This is a genomic window from Chitinophaga sp. CF418, assembly GCF_900142925.1.
Taxonomy (GTDB): Bacteria; Bacteroidota; Bacteroidia; order Chitinophagales; family Chitinophagaceae; genus Chitinophaga.
The window spans coordinates 305,288-324,427 of the sequence record NZ_FRCN01000006.1; the positions used below are offsets into that span (position 1 = coordinate 305,288).

Sequence of the window (19,140 nt, forward strand, 5' to 3'; positions counted from 1 at the left end):
AAATGACACTAAACGAGTTTTAGATCTCTTTTACGTTCACATAAAAGTTCGGATCTACTTTGAACTTCTTCGGGTCAGACAGGGTAATACCTGTTGACTGCCAGTTTCTTCCAGGATAAATGAAGCGGTATCCGCCATCATTCAGTGTTACCTTTACGGGCATATTAAAGTTCTCTACGTCTGTTACCCAACGGAACTTCAGCTGTGACCCTTCTATATGATATTCCAGTGTAGGAATGGAAGTATGGGTCAGGTATTGTTCGAACACCTTATTGAAGTTCATCTTTGTTTTTTCATTGAAGTATTCTTCTATCTGGCGGGTAGTTACCGTCTGATGCCAGAAGGTCTTGTTCAGTCCGCGAAGGATCTCCCTGAATACATAGTCGTTGTTCACGATCTGGCGGATGGTGTGGATCATGTTGCCACCTTTATAGTACATGTCACCGCTGCCCTCGTTATTTACACCATATTGCCCGATGATAGGAACATCATTTTTGATGTTCTTTCTGACACCGGTAATATATTCAAACGCTGCCTCAGGACCATACTCGCATTCTGTAAAGAGGGTCTCTGAATAATTGGTGAAACTCTCATGCACCCACATATCAGCGATGTCTTTCGTGGTGATATTATTACCAAACCATTCATGCCCGCTTTCATGTACGATGATGAAGTCCCATTTCAATCCCCAGCCGCTGCCGGAAAGGTCTGTTCCTTTGTAGCCCATTTTAAATTTGTTACCATAGGCTACGGCGCTCTGGTGCTCCATGCCCAGATGAGGGGATTCCACCAGTTTATAACTGTCTTTATAGAACGGATATTTACCGAACCAGGCTTCGAAACATTTCAGCATGTTCTTTACAACAGCAAAGTGGGTTTGGGCAGTGTCCACATTGTAATCAAGTACCCAGTAGTCCAGGTCCAGTTTCCCTCCTTCACCGGAGTAGGTATCTTTGAATTCTGAATAGTGGCCGATGTTCATAGCCACATCATAGTTATTGATCGGATTACTGACATACCAGGTCCATACCATATTCCCGTCGCGGTCCATGGCCTTCTTTTTCAGGCGTCCGTTAGAAACGTCTACCAGGTCGGGAGGAGTAGTGATGCTGATAGTCATGTTGTTAGGCTCATCACTCTGATGATCTTTATTAGGCCACCATACGCTGGCGCCGAGGCCCTGACAGGCAGTAGCCACCCAGGGTCTGCCCTGGTTATCTTTTCGCCAGATCAATCCACCGTCCCATGGCGGATTTACAGCTACTCTCGGTTTTCCATGATAGAAGATGGTGATCTTCTTGTCTTTGCCTTTTAGTTGCTTTTTGGCAACCATATTGACGAAGATAGCACTACCTTCCCGCTGATAGGTGAGTGATTGTTTGTCTTGTGCAATACTGTCAATCTCCAATGGCTCCTGCAGATCTATCTGCATAATACTGTCTACTTTCAGCACCCTATAGGTGATCACGTTGTAGCCTTCAAGGGTACTATCGCTGATGTTCGGTTTTACGTGCAGGTCGTAGGATTTTACATCCCACCATGCGCGTTCTCTGCCAACCGTACCTCGTAAGGTATCAGCGCGTGTAAATGTCTGTTGATGTTGGGCACCGGCGGTAAGCGCCGTAAGCAAAACCAGGAAGAGCATAAGTATGCCTCGCATAGAAAATCTTATTTTATCCCGGAAAGGTATTAATTTTCGTCTAATAAGCCTACGCGCAGAATGGCCAATACTTAGCGGTTTATGCAGATATACATGAACGGTAAGCTGGTCCCGGTTAATGGCTGTAAGACGTCCACATGCACCTGAGATTCGTATTCATACCACTCATTCTACTGTTTGCCGCCTGTGGGCATCCACCCACTTCAGGAAAGCAGGTATTCCGTTATAATATGCAGGAAGGCATTGCCTCCCTCGACCCTGCGTTTGCGAAAAACCAGGCAGTTAACTGGGCGGTAAAGCAATTATATAACACCCTCGTAGAACCTGATGAGCAGCTGAATATCCGTCCTTCTCTGGCTACCCGCTGGGAAGTGGCCCCCGATTATAAGACTTATACTTTTCACCTGCGCACAGATGTCTATTTTCACGACAACCCGGTATTTGCCAACGGCAAAGGACGCAGGATGACTGCTGCAGATGTTGTGTACAGCCTGAAACGTATCATAGATCCGGCTACGGCCTCTCCGGGCGCCTGGATCTTTAATGGCAAGGTAGACCCGGATACAGGTTTCCAGGCATTGAATGACTCCACGTTTCAGCTGACCCTCGTGCAACCCTTTCACCCTGTATTGGGCATTCTCAGCATGCAATACTGCTCCGTCGTACCACATGAAGTTGTAGAGAAATACGGGAAGGATTTCCGGAAGTATCCCTGTGGCACTGGCCCTTTCAACTTCTTCCTCTGGGAAGAAGGACAGGCGTTGGTCCTGCACCGTAATCCACATTATTTTGAGAAAGACAGTACCGGGCATGCACTGCCATATCTTGATGCTGTAAAGGTCTCATTCCAGGAAAATAAGGCTACCGAGTTCCTGTTATTCCGTCAGGGGCAACTGGACTTTATGAATGATATTGACGCATCATTTAAAGATGAGGTGCTCACGAAAAAGGGACTGCTTAAAAAAGAGTGGGAGGGGAAGCTGGTGCTCGATAAAAGCCCTTTTCTTAACATTGAATACCTGGGATTCCTGCTGGATAGTACGAAGTCGGCTGTCAAGCTCTCACCGTCCCGCTTACAGAAAATCAGGCTGGCCATCAACTATAGTATTGACAGAGGGAGGATGATCACTTACCTCAGGAATGGAATAGGATATCCGGCCGTTGCAGGTTTTGTACCTATGGGCTTACCATCCTTTGATACGGCGAAGGTAAAAGGCTATACCTATAATCCGGCAAAGGCAAGGCAATTGCTGCAGGAAGCCGGTTTTCCCGAAGGGAGAGGCCTGCCGGTGATGCATCTGTTGTCGATCCCTATTTATGAGGACTACGCCAATTACGTGGCGAACCAGTTACAGCAGGTAGGCATCCCGATACAGGTAGAGGTAATGCAGAAGGGTTTATTGCTGGAGCAAACTGCTAAATCGCAGGCTCTCTTCTTCCGTGCCAGCTGGATCGGAGATTATGCGGATGCCGAGAACTACCTGGCTGTATTCTACAGTAAGAATGGTGCTCCGCCTAACTATACAAGATATGCTAATCCAGCGTTCGACCGGCTGTATGAACAGGCACTCAAAGAGAATAATGACTCCCTTCGTTACCAGCTTTACCAGGAAATGGACAGGATGATTGTGGCGGATGCCCCGGTAGTACCCTTGTTCTACGACCAGGTCATTCACCTTGTACAGCCCAATGTGCAAGGATTTACCAGTAATGCCCTCAATCTGTTGGAGTTGCGGAGAGTGAGGATTAAGATCTGATACCAGGCAACCGGTCACGCTGCTGTATTCTTTTCTGTATTGTTCGGGAGTGAAGATAAAAGTTTGATATTTGCAAAAAAGCAGTGTCATGGGCAAGGTAATTCAATCGTGGGATGCTCACTCAGCTGATCCGGCAACCAGTCGATATCCCGGCCCTTATTTTAATGCATACAAGCTGGAGGAACGCATGCAGACTGGCGTTCCGGCTTCCGCTTACAGCCGCAGGGATTATTACAAGATCATGTTGTTTCGTGGTAGCGCTATCTTACACTTTGGGGATCAGAGCATTACGATAGGCAACAACACATTATTGTTCTTTAATTCAAGGGTGCCCTATACATTTGAACTTTTGGAAGAAGAGGTATTAGGATATTCCTGCGTGTTCAAGGATGAGTTCTTCCGGGAAGGTTTGCGGCTGAAACTCGAAGAAATTCCTCTTTTTATGCCGGATGCCCGGCCCGTATTTGTCCTTGATGGGGAAGCATTAAAAGAAGTGACCGATCTGTTTGAAAAGATCATCAGGGAGCTCGGTAGCGCCTATGTTTATAAATATGAGCTGATCAGCAGTTATATCAGTGAGTTGATCTACTATGCCATGAAGCTGGCGCCTTCCAGGGATACCTTGAAAGAATCCAATGCCACAGCACGTGTTACCGCGGCTTTTTTAGAACTCCTGGAGAGACAGTTCCCGCTGGAAGCATTCTCGGGGCGTATTGTACTCCGCACACCTAGGGATTTCGCCGACAGGCTCTCTATTCATGTTAACTACCTCAACCGGGCGGTAAAGACCGAGACTGGCAAAACGACCACAGATCATATTTTCGACAGGCTGATAGGGGAGGCAAAGGCTATGCTGAAGCATAGCAATCTGAACATAGCAGAAATCAGTTTCGCGCTGGGATTTGAGGACCAGGCGCACTTTAATAACTTCTTCAAAAAACGGGTAAAGGTTGCTCCCTCTCTTTTCCGTCAGGTTTGATTTTTACAAATATTGGTTTGAGGCTCACAAAGTTCCCATAGGTGATGGTTCTACCTTTGAATCACAAAATTTAATCTATGGAAAAGAATAAAACAGTGACGTTACAGGAACCAATTGACGCAGGATTTGACGGCGCGTCTACAGCGGCAGACGTAATAGAAGGCATTGACCTGTCTGGCAAAGTGGCTATTGTCACTGGCGGTTATGCAGGTATTGGTCTGGAGACTACAAGCGTGCTCAGTGGAGCAGGAGCTACGGTGATCGTTCCTGCCCGGGATATTGAGAAAGCGACAAGGGCCTTAAAAGGAATTGAGCGGGTACAGATTGCTCCCCTCGACCTGGCAGATCCGGCCTCCATTGACGCGTTTGCAGACAAATTCCTGGCCAGCGAACAACCTTTACATATCATGGTGAATAATGCAGGGGTTATGGCCAATCCATTCACTCTTGACAAACGTGGATATGAATCACAGTTTGCGACAAATCACCTGGGGCATTTTCAACTGGTTGTCCGCCTCTGGCCTGCATTACGCCGGGCCAACGGTGCAAGGGTAGTGGCATTGTCTTCCTGGGGACACCGTTTTTCGCCGGTCGTATTTGAGGATCTGCACTTTCAGCAACGGGAATATGACCGTTGGCTGGCCTACGGACAATCAAAAACCGCTAATGCGCTCTTCGCAGTGGAACTGGACAGGCGCGGCAGGGAAGAAGGTATCCGCGCATTTGCCGTGCATCCCGGGAGTATTGTTGACACTGATCTGAAACGATACATGTCAGAAGAGGAACTTCAAAAGGCGGGCGTATTCGATCAGGACGGTAAACCGATACTTGATCCGTCGAAACAGCTGAAGACTATTGAGCAGGGAGCTGCCACCAGTGTCTGGTGTGCTGTAAGTCCGCAGCTAAACGGCATGGGAGGTGTGTATTGCGAGAATTGTGATATATCGCCGGTAACCACTGAAGATAAAACCCAGGGCGGTAACGATATTAGCAAGCGTGCTCCATCTAAAGCATTTGGCGTATTTCCTTATGCGATCGATCCGGTGGCTGCAAAAAGATTGTGGGAGCTGAGTGAGCTGTTGCTGAATAATTAATGTCGCCAGTAAATTTATTTGCAATCCAAATAAATTTACTAACTTAAGTACCCAAAGTAACCATTAACCACTTCGACCGATAGTTTAATCCCGTTATTTTTTCATTTTCAAAAACATAACTATGGGACCCGTTAAATCTCAGCATCAGTAACCATATAGATAACCACTTTAATCTGTTATTTTTTCATTTTCAAAAACCATAACTATGGGACCCGTCAAATCCCAGCATCAGTAACCATATAGATAACCACTTTAATCCCGTTATTTTTCATCTTCAAATACCATTGCGCTGGGACTAATCATTCCCAGCGCCAGTAACCATCAAACCATATAAGCTACCAGTTCAATCCTGTCATTTTTCATCTTCAAAAAACCATAACTATGGGAACAATCACCCCCAACACCAGTAACAGCGATCAACTCGCAAATGCACAAGCTGCCGTACAGCTTTGTGCTGCAGCTTCTGCTACTTCTACAAGCAATCCTATCAATGAATTTGGCACGCTTATGCCGGGCTGGAAAATAGTCTGGAACGGCAAGCAGACTATCGACTGCAACTACGCATTTGTTGCTCAAAACTCAAACGGAGATTATGCGCTGGCTATCCGCGGCTCAGTTCCGCCCTTCGGCAGTTATAACGACTGGGATGTTTTTGCAAACTGGGTCCTGGAAGACCTCGATGTATTAACAATGTCACAATGGTCTTTTGCCAGTACCCCTAAACCCCTTATCAGCACGGGTGCCAGTATTGCTTTCGCAAATTTGCTGTTTATGACGGACACGCTGGGCTCGAACCAGTTTATCACCGATTTTTTGTTAGCCAACACTGTAGGTAACGGCAAACAGCTGATCATTACAGGGCATAGCCTGGGCGGCAATATAGCCAGTGTATTCACTTCTTACTACGTAGAGATCCTTAAAAAGAAGGGGCAGTCCACAAACAACATTTCGCTTTACACCTTTGCAGCGCCTGCTGCCGGGAACGCCGATTTTGCCACAGACCTGGATGCCAAGCTGCCTACAGCATGGCATTACGAGAATGTAAATGATCTTGTTCCCAAATTTCCTGTTTTTGGCGGGATCGTTCTTACAAGTCTGATGTACCTCCCCCAACCTGAGGCGGCCGACATTAACCTGAGCTATAAAGGACATGATATGAGTCTGCGGGAGGCGTTTCTCCTGCTTGCAGGCGTACTACTCACGCAGGGTTATCAACAACCGGTAAATAACTATACCGTCTTTAACAACGAGCTGGATCCGAAATTTGAAAGCAACACTGTCAGTGCCTGGTTCGGGCAGGCAGGCTCCCAGCATCAAATTACCAACTATGCGAAGTACCTCGGCGTAAAGCTGCCAGTGTCTCTGGCAAAGAAGCCTTTAGTAGAGACCGTTTAAACAGATCATTCAAAAAGAGGGGACGTCTTCTATGTTGGAAGACAAACCCTGAAGAATAACAATTTTGAAAAGTACTTTCAGGCTGGTCTTTTAAGGCCGGCCTTTTGCTTTCCTATAATAACAGCCCTCCCGGACAGATCTTAGCACTATCTCGAGAACAGCCCGCTTCCCGATGGTAAAGGACCTTTCAGGCTAGTCGTACCAGGAGAGAAGAAACCAGCCCGCAGTAGTTTCCAGGTGACGGAGCTGGTGATCCGGTATGCGAAGGACTAAAAACCGGCGCTAATATCATTTTCAATGTCATTATTGTGTTTGAAATGAATCTTTAAAACAATTTTAACATTTCCTAAACACGCCTCTGTGGCGGTCTTACTACTCATATAAGCGGTACCTATGATTGATACGTAATTATTTATGGGGGTTCCCGCCCATTTTGAGCTACCTTTGACAACTAATTACATTACGTTTAAAGAGAGAAAATGACTGCGATTTTAATATTCTTTTTTTCACATTGGTTCTTATCCTTATTCTTCCACACATTTTTCCTGCACAGATATGCATCCCACCAGATGTATACTACCAGTAAAGGTTGGGAAAGGGTATTTTACTTCTGTACATGGTTCTTCCAGGGAACATCTTATTTAGTTCCGCGGGCCTATGGCGCAATGCACCGTATGCACCACGAATTCAGCGATACTGAGGACGATCCACATTCTCCTCACTTCTTTAAAGATGTATGGAGCATGATGTGGCAGACCCGTAAGCTGTACAATGACATCTACACTGGTGCAAAAGTACTGGACGAGAAATTTACGACTAATCCTCCACTGCCGGTATGGAATGCCATGGACCGCTTTGGTGATCATACTGTTACCCGTCTGGCATGGGCAGGAATATATATAGCTTTCTATATTGCTTTCGCTCCAGCCTGGTACTGGTTCCTTTTATTGCCTATCCATTTCCTGATCGGGCCTGTACAGGGTGCTGTTGTGAACTGGTGTGGTCATAAATATGGTTACAAGAGCTTTGACAATGGTGACAAATCAAAGAATACATCTCCATGGGGTATCCTGTTGCTGGGAGAACTGTTCCAGAACAATCACCACAAGTATAAAGACAGCCCAAACTTCGCTAAGAAATGGTTTGAACTGGACCCAACTTATCCGGTGATGAAACTCCTCAACGCTGTAGGCATCATCAAACTGAAGACCGCTAAGGTTAAAGTGGTGAAACTGAAGGCGGCAGCTTAAGTAGTACGAATAGTAAGTAGAAATAGATAGATGCATTTCAGGCCATCAATTACCGTCGGACCGACTGTGATTGATGGCCTGAGTGTTTTCAGAACTTCCTGAAGAAGCCAAATGTGGCTAATTGTAACATGGGTCTGTCTCCATTGGTATCGCCATAGGCATAGATATCTCCAAAAACGGGCAGATCGTACTGCTGCCGGATACGGCGAACTTTCTCTTCACCATTGCAGTTCACACCAAGAATGCGACCGGTAACCCTGGCATTCCGGATCTCCAGCTGGGTACCGATACATTCAATACCCACACAGTCGCACCAGGGCTTCACCCATTCCTGGGCGGAAGCTGTTACCACCACCACACGATGTCCTTTGGAAAGGTGCTCATTGATCTCCTTTAAGGCGTTTTCCCGGATCAGGCCGGGAAGCCGGTCACGACAGAAAGCGGCGCATTTGTCGCGGAACTCTTCTATAGGTGTGTTACCGAAAAAATATTGCAGTACCAGATTCTTTCCTTTCTGTTTAGAGATCAATCCCAGTTTCATCATGACCAAAGCGGGCGCCAACAAGGCCAGGCCAGCATACAGTGCACCTTCGCCTTTCTGAAAGCGTATGATCTCGAACAGGGTATCCTTCCGGGTGATGGTACCATCAAAATCGAAGAAAGCAATGGCTGGCTTCATAATTTGAGTTTTTTGAAGATACCTTCAGGTATTGACTTGATAATGAGCATAATATACCGCCAAAACCACTTCGTATAAATAACATTTTTCCTGGCAATCACTGCTTTATAGACATCTTTTGCAACATCCTGAGGCTGAGCCGTCAGGGGAGCAGGCAATTTCAGGTTTTCTGTCATACGGGTATATACAAATCCGGGCTGGACACTCAGTACGTGCACCCCTTTATGGAAAAGACGGTTCCGGAGTCCGCTGAGGTAAGCAGTAAAACCAGCCTTGGCGCTACCGTAAAGGTAGTTACTCTGCCTGCCACGTTCTCCGGCTACGGAACTGATGCCCACAATGGTGCCATTACCACGGGCAGCGTATTCATCTGCCACAATATTGAGGATAGAAACCGCACCGGTATAGTTGGTGTGCAGGATACGGGCAGCTTCATTCCAGTCGGACTGACCCTTTTCCTGTGAACCCAGGTATCCGAATACGGAAATAGTAACATCCGGCGCCTTGGGCAAGGCCATATAAAAGGCAGCGTGATTAGTAAAATCAGTTGCGTCAAAGGCATGGGAACTGGCCGTCACCTGGTAGCGGATGCTAAGGTCCTGTTCCAGGGCAGAGATAGCAGCTACATTACGGGCGGCGAGTTGAATATCGTATTTGTTCCTGGCAAACTCACGGGCAATGGCAACAGCCATGTCTGACCCGGCTCCCAGAATAAGAACAGTAGGCATATAATTGATTGTCGGTATTTTAAGGTAGAATAAGTCTATTCCGTCAGCAGCAGGCGGTCTGACTGTACTGAACGGAACAGCTTAGCACCATTGTATGTTTTGATGATATCAGCAAATTTTTGCGCATTGGGGTAACTCTGCCAGAAAACCTCCTGCTTCATACGGGCGTCCTTCGACAAGTAGAGACGGCCTCCATATTGCAATACGATTTCGTCCAGCTTGTCAAGAAATTCAAAGAGACCTTTACGAACGGGGAAGTCCAGCGCCAGCGTATATCCTTCCATCGGGAAGGATATCAGGCTGTCCTGTTTACCGAACACCTTCAGCACGGCCAGGAAAGATCCCAGGCCTGCGTCGCTGATCCGCTGCAGGATGGCTACCAGTCCTTCTTTCTTTTCCAGGGGAAGTACAAACTGATACTGCACAAATCCGGCCTTTCCGTAACCACGGTTCCAGTGCAGGATGGCGTCCAGGGGGTAAAAGAACGGTTCGTAAGGGATGACGTTATTGATCTCCCGTTTGGTATTCTTCAGATAATATAACCAGTTGAATGCTTTGACAGTCAGCGTGTTTAGCACAAAAGAGGGAAGGTTGAAAGGCACTGACAGTTTACGTTTGGCAGCCAGTAGCAGGGGCGCTTTACGCTGCTGTTCATTCAGCTCTTCAGGAGTGGCGTGTTCGCCAACAATGAGTATACCACGGCCGAAGGTATCGCCCTTCTGCAGGCAGTCGATCCAGGCCATGGAATAAGTGTAATCCTTATATTCTTCAAAGAGGCGGATCAGGTCTTCCAGGTTCCGGGCTTTGATCTGCTTCTGACGGATGTATGCAGTACTGATCTTCTTCAGACGGAACTTTACGCGGGTAATGATACCGGTGAGACCCATACCTCCACAGGTAGCCCAGAAAAGGTCGGAATGATTATCTGCAGAGCAGGTGATGGTATCCTTATTGCCCGTGATCACGTCCATATCGATGATATGACCTGAAAATGAGCCGTCTACGTGATGGTTCTTACCATGTACATCTGAGGCTACAGCGCCGCCGACGGTAATGAATTTGGTACCCGGGGTAACCGGCAGAAACCATCCCTGGGGAACGATAATATCGAGGATCTGATCGAGTGTGATACCGGATTGACATTCGAAGATGCCTTTTGTGACATCAAACGCAAGTACCTTGTCGTATTTAAGGGTGGAAACACTGTGTTGAGCCAGTGAAGCATCGCCGTAACAGCGCCCGTTTCCGCGGGCAATAATAGATGAATGTGTGGATATAAAATCCTGCACCTGGTCCTCCTGCGAAAATGTTGTTTCGTCGCAGGAGATGGCGGGGTAATTCCCCCAGTTTGCTAACCGTTTTTCCATTACTCAAAAAAACTTTTGTTAGTGGGTAAATAAATAATCACATAAAAACTCAGCACCCACAGGAGTATGGTTAATTGAATGAAACGGTCTTTGTATAGGATTTTGGTAGGAGAACCTGTATTATTCTCCACATAAGTTATTTGCAAATATCGTAATAATCCACCAATTACAAAAAGACATGTATAATAAAGGCGGTAAGTGCCAAAGCGTGACATCGTCTCCGCCGCCATCGTATACATCAAATACGCCACAATGATCACGGCAGATACGAGCGCCAGCATCACGTTCATAAAGTCCATGTTATAACCTTTCACGGCCTTCCGCATATCCTGGCCGGACTGGGTTTTAATCAGCACATCATCACGGCGTTTGGCGATAGCCATGAACAATGCCAGCAGGAACACCATGATCATCAGCCATTCGGATACGGCTATATTAGCGGCTACGCCGCCTGCTTTTACCCTCAATACAAATCCGACTGACAGGATCAGTATATCCAGGATAGAAATGTTCTTTAATCCGAAGGAATATAATAAATTGATAATGAAGTAAATGCCTACAACAAATGCAAATTTGGGTCTAACATACCATGCCAAAAAACCACCTATGGCCAGACATAATACAAAGAAAACCAGGGCGGCAGGTTTTGATACAGCACCTGAAGCGATGGGCCGTTTACGTTTTACAGGATGTATCCTGTCTGCTTCTACATCTCTATAGTCATTGATGATATAAATACTGCTGGCAATGAGGCTAAATGCAAAAAATCCAATAAGTAATTCCAGTACCTTTTGCAGGTTGAATATTTCTCCCGCGAAGAAAAGGGGAATGTATAAAAAAAGGTTTTTTGCCCAATGGGAGGGTCTTAACAGTTTTAAATATTGCACGGGGATTGAACTTAATGTTGGCGCCAAGATACGACTGATTACCGAACAACTACACCACAGAATGCTATTTTCGCGTAAAATCTACTATTTTTGAGCCCATTCATGTTACTTTATACTCGTTTTCATCAATTTATTATCCCCGTTTATGCCGTCAACTCATGCTCCGTTCAGCCGTAAAGGTGCGTTTATCGCGGAACTGCTGATCATCATTGGTTTTGCGCTGGTTCCTTTGTTTGTGACATTCCCTTACAGGGTCAACATTTTTCTTTCCTGGGAAGGCGCCTACAGATTGTCCCAGGGCCAGGTTCCTTACAAAGATTTTGGTCTGCCGCTGGGTTATGGTTTCTGGCTGATGCCTGCATTGTTCTTTAAATTATTCGGCCCTCAGCTGATATCCCTTGTGAAAGCCCAGGTTTTCATGAATATACTGGCGGGACTGTCTTTCCGTTCCATCCTGAAGAGCCTCAATGTACAAACTGCTATCCGGGTTATTTCCGTATTGCTGTTCGTACTGTCGTATTCGTTCTTCAATTTCTGGCCCTGGTACAACCAGACGGTGATCGTATATGAGCTGATCGGGCTGGCGTTTTTGTTCCGTTACCTGATGGGCCCACAGGGCAAGTGGCGCTTCTTATTCCTTTTCCTGTCTGCCTTTTTCACTTTCCTGTCTTTCTTTACGAAACAGGATGGCGGCGGACTGGCCTTGCTGCTCTCACTGGCGTTGATGGCATACAATACTTTACAGGGAAAGAAATGGCTGGACTTTGTTGCCTACCTGGCCTTTTACGGTATCGTAGCGGCGATGATCATTGTTCCCCTGCTGCCTTACGGTTTCGGCTACTGGTTCAACCACGGACAGGCGCCACACAATTCGAGATTATCCGTTTACGATATCCTGTCAGAGATCATGGGATTCTCGCAATGGATCAAGTTATATTTATTACTGGTAATGCTATGCCTGGTGCCCGCCTTCCGCCAGTGGCGCAGCTTTTGGAATGACAGGCCGGCCGTGCTTTTCACCCTGCTGACTTTGGGTATACTGATGGAGGCGGCCATTTTCCAGGTGACCAGTTACACGCCTCCGGACAACAATATCTTCTTTCACAGCTTCGCTTTTGCCTTCATTGCCAGCCGTTTACAGGAGCAGCTGAAACTGGATCTGGGCCGCTGGCCTTCTTTCGGTGCAGCAACGTTGCTGGTGTTGCTCTGGTGGTCAGGTTCCTTCTGGAAATACCTGGACAGGATCGTAGCGCGTCTTGTTCCGCCTGAAAAGGTCGTAGCAGGTAAGAGTAGTGCACCAACGGGCGACAGTTCCTCCTACGCGATCTACAATCCGCAGATCAGTCCTACGGGAGAGAATGTCGTGTCCCGCAATAATTTTATGATCAATGTGGATACCACCGATGTCCCGGTAGACCAATGGATATTCTCTGACCTCTGGGCTTTTCATAAGATCTATATGCCGCCTTCCACTGTGCATGGCATGACCCGTTTGCAGCAACTGCCTATTGTAAAAGAAAAGAAGGAAGCGCTTAAATTACTGAATATGACCGAGTTAACCCCTCTTGCGCAAGCCTTGCCTTATAGGCTGGAAACCGGGAGCGACTACCCTTTATGGTACCATTTGGGTGTCGGCATGTTCAACAGACAGCTGGACGCGTTTGTTAAAAAGGTACAGCATCACTATTATGATGTGGTTTTGTACGAATATGCACCGGGAAACAATAACTTTTTCCCGTTTGCACTGAGATATCAACTGCAGCATCACTACCGGAAGGTAGATGAATTCCTGGCGCCCCGCCGTCCTACCAATGCGACGATCGAGGTGTACATAAAGGAATGAAGGGATTATAATATCCAATGCTTTGCAGTTATTTGCTTAACTTTTATCTAATAGCCTGTGACAACTGAAAATGTGTCTTCTAAACCGGATAACACAAAGCTCTGGGGATTTCTCTTCGCCGTATATATTATCTGGGGATCTACTTACCTGGGGATGAAGATCGCCACGGAAATAGTACCTCCATTTCTGCTTTCTGCATTCCGTTTCCTGACAGCCGGTACTTTGATGGCCCTCATCAGCCGAAGCAGTGAAAAACAATTACCTTCCCGGAAACAGACATTATCTGCTGCTTTTGTGGGCCTGATGCTGATCGGTATCGGCAACTCCTGTACAGCCCTGGCGGTACACTATATGCCTTCCGGCCGGGTAGCCCTGATCGTGGCAGCCATCCCCGTATGGTTTATTGGGTTTGACTGGGCTTTCTTCAGTAAACAACGGCCTACGGTGATGACAGTGACCGGTATCGTTGTCGGACTGGCTGGTTTGTTCCTGTTATTCAATCCCTTCGCTGCCTCCACCGGCCTCAGTTATCCTTTATGGCCCATCGCGATACTGGCCGGAGGCTGTGCCTGCTGGGCATTGGGATCATTGTCGGTATCCAAGCTCCTTATGCCTGCGCCGATGCAATCTGCCGCTATCCAGATGCTGACCGGCGCTGTATTCTGTTTCCTTGTAAGTGCTGTGGCTGAACCGGGCGCCTGGAATACCCTGGAACATATTTCCACCCGTACACTGTCGGCCTACGCCTACCTGGTACTGATCGGTTCTCTGGTAGGGTTTACTTCGTATAGCTGGCTGACCCGCAATGCGCCGCCCCGACTGCTGTCGACCTATGCTTACGTGAACCCGGTTGTAGCCCTTTTCCTCGGCTGGGCGATCGGCCATGAAAACCTGTCTTCCCAGGCCTTGCTCGCCTGTGTGATTGTCATCGGTGGAGTAGTGCTGATGACGCTCGGGAAAAGAAAGGCCTGATGTAAGGACGCTCATTATCAGCCTTTTCGCCGTTCACGATGCAATATTAGGAAAGATGCTGAAGCGGTTTTAAACTATGTATACGAAAGCCCTTTATATCGTTATAGGAGCCTTTAATCACGTTATAAAGGCGTTTCGTCCCAGCTATGGGCAAAGGCTGTATCTCCATTTGACCTGCATTTGACTAGGATACAACCAGCATATGATCAGCATTATCCTTCGTTAATCCTTCGTTCCGAACGAAAGATTAACGAAGGATAATGCTAGTCATATGCAAGTTACATGCAACTTATATCCTGGGAATTTCCATACATGATGTCCAATTTTGGCAGGAAAGAGACGATCCGGACCGCAGGGTCAAGGGGAGTATTAGCATACCCGCATCATGTGGGAATCCGAAGGACCAGGAAACGGGTTTATATCATTGACACCAACAACTCATAAACAAATAGTTAACAGCATAAAACTTCCTGCAATAAATCCTTTTCAAAAGTCGCCTCTGCTTTAAACGCTGATAAATGCCACTTCCAATAAAATTAGTATTTACTAAATTTATTAGTAATTTAGCGTTCGGTTGATGGTTATGGAACAATTACCTGTGCCTAAGTCCCTGGAAAGAAGGAACTGGCCCCAGAACAGATCCGAGGTTGCAGCTGCAACATATGCCGAAACGGTATTGGAAATACCTGACGGAAATGAAGGGGTGAGGTGCTTACCTGTCCCCGGGGTTACACCCCGGGCTACAAACACAGCGCTCCTGGCGGAGCTGAATGCAGCGAATGATTGCTGGTTACGGACACGCGGACCTGGCGAAGCCGATTATAACGAACAATTGTTAAATACAAACACGCGACCGCGCTACACAGCGAATGATCGGCTTGGCATTTCACACCTCAGTATACCCCTCCGGCACTTCCCCCAGCCGGAATTTGTTCACGATATTATGTGCCAATCTTGTGGGTTCCGGTATACGGTAACGCCCTACACACTGTGTGATAATTTCCACACTACCCGGTACATCCATCCGATAACCGGGGGAAACAAATACAGGTCTGACAGCGTACTTCGTCCGTAGTACAGCACCCACTACATCATTCTTAAAGATAAGTGGGGTATTACTTCCCTGCTCAGGAGGGATTTCTTCATACCTACCGCAAAGCACTTTCTTGGCGCAGCCAACTACGGGCGTCTTGGCTACTACACCGAAATGGGCGGCTATACCCATCCGGCGCGGATGTGCGATACCGTGACCATCAACAACCAGCAGATCAGGTTTCTGTGGAAGATTTTCCCAGGCGGTCATCAACGCAGGTACCTCCCGAAAGGCCAGATATCCGGGCACATAGGGGAAACGTACCTCTTTTTTTACGAGTGAATAACCTATCGGGATCAGTTCGGGAAATCGTAAAAGAATGATGCCCGCATAAATGGTTGGGCTAAATTTGTTGAAGGAAATATCTGCACCTGCAATGGTATTCACAGGAAAATCTCTGGCCTGTATAATGATCTCATCTCTCAACTCATTCTGTAGCTGTGTTGCTGCAGTAACAGTCAGCGTATCATAAGTTAATGCACCCATACCGAATATTTAAATGCCTCTTAGGGTTCAGAATTTACTCCGGAAAAACAGCGATTCTGGCACGAACTTCGCGCTATATTTATCAGAACAATTTCTCTATTCTAGCCTAGGGGTGGCTACAATTGTAGTCTGAGATGAAACCCTAAATATCTGAACTGGGTAATGCCAGCGTAGAAAATAGGACAGAGAAATTATCTGGAGTCCCGGCTGTTAAGCCGGGATTTCTTTTTTAGCTAAGCTATTAAATGGGACTGCAGTTTCAGAACAGACTTAACTGCGAACCGCCTTTTTTCTTTCCCGGAGGCTGGGCTTTGCCCATCACGGTACGGCCACCATATTGCCAGGAATTATCCCTTTCTTCCTGGATCAACTCTTCCAACCTGGCATTGGGAATAAAATCCTTTTCCACCTGTTGAGATAGTACAGACAATTTACGGATAGCTTCCTGTTTGTCAGATTGCCCGATTTTCGCCTTATTCACAGCGTCCTTCAGTACGCTGATCGTTTCGTCGTATACATTTACAGGAACGGGGAAAGGATGACCATCTTTTCCGCCGTGGGCGAAAGAAAACCGGGCCGGATCAGTGAAACGGGAGGGTGTGCCATGGATCACCTCACTGACCAATGTCAGAGATTGCAGGGTACGGGGACCTACACCTTCCAGCAGCAACAGGGATTCGAAATCAAGTAACTGACGTTCATGCGCTACAGCCAATACACTTCCCAGTCTCTTAAGATCCACGTCCTTTGCCCTCACATCATGGTGGGAAGGCATTACCAGGTTACGGATTTCCGGCAGGAGATGGGCGGGCTTTTCTTTGATCAGCTGGAGCATGCCTGATTTCGTAACTGAAGCATCTTTGTCTGTCAGGTTGAGGATCAGTCCCTGGTTGTGGCCATAGATGAAAGTATGCGGTGTTTCAGTAAACTGTTTAAAAGCGGCTGAATGCCAGTGATAACGGCGGGCCATTCCATTGGCATCATTCATACCCTGTTGTACGACAGCCCATTCTCCTTCATTGGATACTATAAAAGAGTGCAGGTACAATTGAAAACCATCCTGCACGGCGGTGTTGTCCACCTTGGCTGCCAGCTTACTACAACGTACCAGTTCCTGCCCCGGCAGGCCGGTGCGCTCTGCAATAGCCAATAGTTCCGCTGGCGTCTCCTTGGAATGCCGGCCTTTTCCTCCGCAGATATAAATACCCAGTTCCTGCGCCCTGGGATTCAATGCTTTCTTAAGAGCGCCCATTACGCTGGTAGTGATGCCCGAAGAATGCCAGTCCATGCCCAACACACAACCCAGCGCCTGAAACCAGCAGGGATCACTAAGGCGGCGTAATACTTCACCCTTTCCGTAATCGGCCACGATGGTTTCAACAATAGCACCTCCCAGCAGGCTCATTCTCTTTGCGAGCCAGGGTGGTACGTGACCATAATGCAAGGGTAGATCGGCATGGCCTCCTGACATAAGTATTTTCTCCTCCTAAAGTGGGTTTACCTGTACGGAAAAATGATGGATGCTTTTATCTGATAAAAGGAATGCATTGACGGCAGCTATTGCCTGCGGCCTTCCCGCTACTTCGTATTTATCTTCTACAATGAATGTATCATTCCTTGCATGCAGCAGCTGTTTATGTTTTAAATCAAAACGCTCAAAGATGCCGGCTATTTCTTCAGGTCTGTGTTGATCTACGTGATATCCGATGGTGTAGGTTCGTTTTTCTCTGATCTTGTCGATCTTACCCTCCAGCACTTTTAAGCCAATCAACAGTAATAATACTATAACAAGCGTGACTCCTACCAGTACATAATGGCTCACACCTACTGCAATACCCAAGGCTGAGGCTATCCAGATGGTAGCAGCAGTGGTGATCCCATCGATGGTGTAGTCTCCTTTGAAAATCACACCAGCGCCTATGAAACCTACTCCTGTAAGTATATTAGACGCTACACGGTCGGGGCTGGAAGGATATCCCAATTCCACAGAAAGCATTGTAAAAAGCGTACTACCAAGGCAGATGAGCGCCAGCGTGCGCATGCCTGCCGCCTTATGACGGTATTCCCTTTCCAATCCTAACACCCCACCAACAAACAGGGCGAGGAGAACCTTCAACAACTGATGCTCTTCAATAACCTGAAAGATAGAATGTTCCATATGCGTGTTCAAATACAAATGTAAGCCTTGGCATAATTCTTTATGCAATTAGCAGAAATCATTCTTTAATTTTTATTGTTCAACCTGGAAAATAGTCTATATGAGAAAGCAAAAGAAGAACCTCGGAAATAATGCAATCACCGTACGCCTGGCGCTGTGCAAAATTGGTATTACTACGTGTTTTGCCATTATCCTGAGCATCTTCCTGTTTGCCTGCGGCAGCTCAAGGGAAAGTGGTAATACAACAGACACCTCCAATCTTATTCAATCAGATACTACCAATAGCGTAGTAGATACCACGAGCAGGGCCATGGACAAGTCTTCACAGAGACCGGATTCCATGCCAATAAAATGATATCTGTGGGTAATGGAGCGTTTATCAGCCTCCACTATTTGTAGAAATAATTTCTAGGACATATATCTAATAACGTGCATTTGTTAACTGCTAAAAATATTTTTAAGAAAATGACCCAAAATAGTAAACTGTTCCTTACAGGTCTTTTCATCGCAGGTGGGATGTTCCTGGCATCGTGCGGTGGCGGTAGCAGGACGAATACTGATTCAACGTCCATTGGCGGTCCGGATACGGCGGCAGTAACGCCAGATACAGCTTCAGCTGAAATGCCACCTGGAGCCATTAATCCGGGAGAAGATTCTTCCCGCTACGGAACCGGTACAGGAGACTCCAGCAGAAACAGGAATCCGAAATAGCCGGATATCAGCAAGAATAAGATTGGCTATTTAGGTCTATAACACATTAAAAGGCAATAGGATCTTATTCGTGATTGTTTA

Annotated in this window: 18 protein-coding genes and 1 riboswitch; of the genes, 10 read left to right on the forward strand and 8 right to left on the reverse strand. The window is 46.9% G+C overall.

Translation table 11 applies throughout. The features are described from left to right. Window positions 1–19 precede the first annotated feature (19 nt). The gene (locus F3I09_RS15350) at window positions 20–1,660 is read right to left on the reverse strand and encodes a M1 family metallopeptidase (protein ID WP_149695918.1); all 1,641 of its coding nucleotides are present in this window, start codon (window positions 1,658–1,660) and stop codon (window positions 20–22) included. A gap of 137 nt (window positions 1,661–1,797) precedes the next feature. Between F3I09_RS15350 and F3I09_RS15355 the strand changes: the two genes are divergently transcribed. The 5 genes from F3I09_RS15355 to F3I09_RS15380 all read left to right on the forward strand — a co-directional run bounded on the left by F3I09_RS15355 (window position 1,798) and on the right by F3I09_RS15380 (window position 8,135). Continuing rightward, the gene (locus F3I09_RS15355; RefSeq protein WP_149695919.1) at window positions 1,798–3,417 is read left to right on the forward strand and encodes an ABC transporter substrate-binding protein; all 1,620 of its coding nucleotides are present in this window, start codon (window positions 1,798–1,800) and stop codon (window positions 3,415–3,417) included. Window positions 3,418–3,505: 88 nt separating this feature from the next. After that, the gene (locus F3I09_RS15360) at window positions 3,506–4,396 is read left to right on the forward strand and encodes an AraC family transcriptional regulator (RefSeq protein ID WP_149695920.1); all 891 of its coding nucleotides are present in this window, start codon (window positions 3,506–3,508) and stop codon (window positions 4,394–4,396) included. Between the two features lie 77 nt (window positions 4,397–4,473). Further along, window positions 4,474–5,490, forward strand: a complete 1,017-nt coding sequence (locus F3I09_RS15365) for an oxidoreductase (RefSeq protein WP_149695921.1) — start codon at window positions 4,474–4,476, stop codon at window positions 5,488–5,490. Window positions 5,491–5,871: 381 nt separating this feature from the next. After that, window positions 5,872–6,885 carry a hypothetical protein gene (locus tag F3I09_RS15370; RefSeq protein ID WP_149695922.1) on the forward strand — a complete coding sequence of 338 codons (1,014 nt, stop codon included), beginning with the start codon at window positions 5,872–5,874 and terminating at the stop codon, window positions 6,883–6,885. Between the two features lie 479 nt (window positions 6,886–7,364). Then, window positions 7,365–8,135 (forward strand): acyl-CoA desaturase, encoded by a 771-nt coding sequence (locus F3I09_RS15380; protein ID WP_149695923.1) that lies wholly within the window; start codon window positions 7,365–7,367, stop codon window positions 8,133–8,135. Window positions 8,136–8,223: 88 nt separating this feature from the next. Here F3I09_RS15380 and F3I09_RS15385 read toward each other — a convergent pair whose 3' ends face one another. The 4 genes from F3I09_RS15385 to F3I09_RS15400 are packed head-to-tail and all read right to left on the reverse strand — an operon-like array spanning window position 8,224 to window position 11,796. After that, window positions 8,224–8,814: an HAD family hydrolase gene (locus F3I09_RS15385; protein ID WP_149695924.1), complete on the reverse strand. Its 591-nt coding sequence runs from the start codon at window positions 8,812–8,814 to the stop codon at window positions 8,224–8,226. Continuing rightward, the gene (locus F3I09_RS15390; RefSeq protein WP_149695925.1) at window positions 8,811–9,542 is read right to left on the reverse strand and encodes an SDR family oxidoreductase; all 732 of its coding nucleotides are present in this window, start codon (window positions 9,540–9,542) and stop codon (window positions 8,811–8,813) included. Before F3I09_RS15390 ends, F3I09_RS15385 begins: the two co-directional genes overlap by 4 nt. Window positions 9,543–9,577: 35 nt before the next feature. Next, a complete protein-coding gene (locus tag F3I09_RS15395; protein ID WP_149695926.1) occupies window positions 9,578–10,909 on the reverse strand; it encodes an FAD-binding oxidoreductase in 1,332 nt (443 codons plus the stop codon). Continuing rightward, window positions 10,909–11,796, reverse strand: coding sequence for a decaprenyl-phosphate phosphoribosyltransferase (locus F3I09_RS15400; protein WP_149695927.1), 888 nt, complete (start codon window positions 11,794–11,796; stop codon window positions 10,909–10,911). Before F3I09_RS15400 ends, F3I09_RS15395 begins: the two co-directional genes overlap by 1 nt. A gap of 145 nt (window positions 11,797–11,941) precedes the next feature. On the opposite strand from F3I09_RS15400, the gene F3I09_RS15405 reads away from it, so the two are divergent. The 3 genes from F3I09_RS15405 to F3I09_RS34760 all read left to right on the forward strand — a co-directional run bounded on the left by F3I09_RS15405 (window position 11,942) and on the right by F3I09_RS34760 (window position 15,318). Beyond that, window positions 11,942–13,639, forward strand: coding sequence for a hypothetical protein (locus tag F3I09_RS15405; RefSeq protein ID WP_149695928.1), 1,698 nt, complete (start codon window positions 11,942–11,944; stop codon window positions 13,637–13,639). Between the two features lie 57 nt (window positions 13,640–13,696). Continuing rightward, window positions 13,697–14,611 (forward strand): EamA family transporter, encoded by a 915-nt coding sequence (locus tag F3I09_RS15410; RefSeq protein ID WP_149695929.1) that lies wholly within the window; start codon window positions 13,697–13,699, stop codon window positions 14,609–14,611. 596 nt (window positions 14,612–15,207) lie between these two features. Then, the gene (locus tag F3I09_RS34760) at window positions 15,208–15,318 is read left to right on the forward strand and encodes a DUF4130 domain-containing protein (RefSeq protein WP_149696054.1); all 111 of its coding nucleotides are present in this window, start codon (window positions 15,208–15,210) and stop codon (window positions 15,316–15,318) included. 179 nt (window positions 15,319–15,497) lie between these two features. Here F3I09_RS34760 and nfi read toward each other — a convergent pair whose 3' ends face one another. The 3 genes from nfi to F3I09_RS15430 all read right to left on the reverse strand — a co-directional run bounded on the left by nfi (window position 15,498) and on the right by F3I09_RS15430 (window position 18,348). Next, the gene (gene nfi / locus F3I09_RS15420) at window positions 15,498–16,190 is read right to left on the reverse strand and encodes a deoxyribonuclease V (RefSeq protein WP_149695930.1); all 693 of its coding nucleotides are present in this window, start codon (window positions 16,188–16,190) and stop codon (window positions 15,498–15,500) included. A 98-nt stretch (window positions 16,191–16,288) separates the two neighbouring features. Beyond that, window positions 16,289–16,386, forward strand: a riboswitch (TPP riboswitch). Window positions 16,387–16,449: 63 nt separating this feature from the next. Next, complete coding sequence (locus F3I09_RS15425) at window positions 16,450–17,661, reverse strand: DUF763 domain-containing protein (protein WP_149695931.1); 1,212 nt, start codon at window positions 17,659–17,661, stop codon at window positions 16,450–16,452. Between the two features lie 15 nt (window positions 17,662–17,676). After that, entirely contained in the window at window positions 17,677–18,348 is a 672-nt protein-coding gene (locus tag F3I09_RS15430) for an MgtC/SapB family protein (protein ID WP_149695932.1), read from the reverse strand. Between the two features lie 100 nt (window positions 18,349–18,448). Here F3I09_RS15430 and F3I09_RS15435 point away from each other — a divergent pair, with 100 nt between their 5' ends. Together F3I09_RS15435 and F3I09_RS15440 are read left to right on the forward strand one after the other, a co-directional pair. Beyond that, window positions 18,449–18,703 carry a hypothetical protein gene (locus F3I09_RS15435; protein ID WP_149695933.1) on the forward strand — a complete coding sequence of 85 codons (255 nt, stop codon included), beginning with the start codon at window positions 18,449–18,451 and terminating at the stop codon, window positions 18,701–18,703. 110 nt (window positions 18,704–18,813) lie between these two features. Then, window positions 18,814–19,059: a hypothetical protein gene (locus tag F3I09_RS15440; RefSeq protein WP_149695934.1), complete on the forward strand. Its 246-nt coding sequence runs from the start codon at window positions 18,814–18,816 to the stop codon at window positions 19,057–19,059. Window positions 19,060–19,140 lie beyond the last annotated feature (81 nt).